Origin of the sequence: Mesorhizobium sp. M2A.F.Ca.ET.067.02.1.1 (assembly GCF_004023285.1) — a bacterium.
GTDB lineage: Bacteria > Pseudomonadota > Alphaproteobacteria > Rhizobiales > Rhizobiaceae > Mesorhizobium.
In genome coordinates this window covers 1-899 of sequence record NZ_RZSB01001249.1, presented here as the reverse complement: position 1 = coordinate 899, position 899 = coordinate 1, and the positions used below count along the sequence as shown (strand labels likewise).

The following is an 899-nucleotide window of genomic DNA, read 5'->3' as shown; positions in this document are numbered from 1 at the left end:
AGTTGGGACAGCTTCAAGGACTTCACCTTCGGCCTCGCCGACGAGCAGTCGAGCGAGCCGACCGTGACGCCCCTCGCCAATCTTCCGATCGTTGGCGACGACGGCAAGGCGACCTTCCCGATCACCATCGACCAGTTGCCGTCGACCACCAAGCTGATCAACGCCAAGGTCACGGTGCGCATGCGCGAAGCCGGCGGCCGCGCCGTCGAGCGCTCGCTCGATATCGGCGTTCGGCCGCAGCGCGATGTCATCGGCATTCGCCCGGATTTCGAAGGCGATGAGGTGCCGCAAGGCGGAACGGCCAAATTCAGCATCATCGCCGTCGATCCGAACGGCGAGCGCGAGGACCTGAAAGGCGCCCAGTGGTCGCTGGTCAAGGTCGAGCGGAACTATCAGTGGTACCGTTCCAACAATTCCTGGAACTACGAGGCGGTCAACCTCACCAAGGCCGTCGCCAATGGCTCGGTCGATCTGAAGGCCGATGGCGAGGCGACCGTGTCGCTGCCCGTCGACTGGGGCCGCTACCGTCTCGAGGTCGAGACGGCTGACCCGGATGGTCCGGCGACCAGCTATGAATTCGACGCCGGCTGGTACGTCGCCTCGACCACCACCGAGACACCCGATGGGCTGGAGATCGCCCTCGACAAGGACAGCTACGCCACCGGCGAAGTCGCCAAGCTGAAGATCTCGCCGCATTTTGCCGGCGAACTTCTGGTCACGATCGGCGCCGAGAAGCTGTTGAAGACCGTCACCGCTTCGGTGCCGGCCGGCGGCAGCACTGTCGACATTCCGGTCGGCGAAAACTGGGGCGCCGGTGCCTATGTCACGGCGACCTTGTTCCGGCCCGGCGACGCGCAGGAATCGCGCATGCCGGCCCGCGCCATCGGCATCCAGTGGCT

At 65.3% G+C, this 899-nt stretch carries 1 pseudogene; it reads left to right on the top strand.

Annotation, left to right across the window (positions count from 1 at the left end):
• Window positions 1-899: pseudogene (locus EOA28_RS37105) on the top strand (hypothetical protein); the annotation flags it as partial.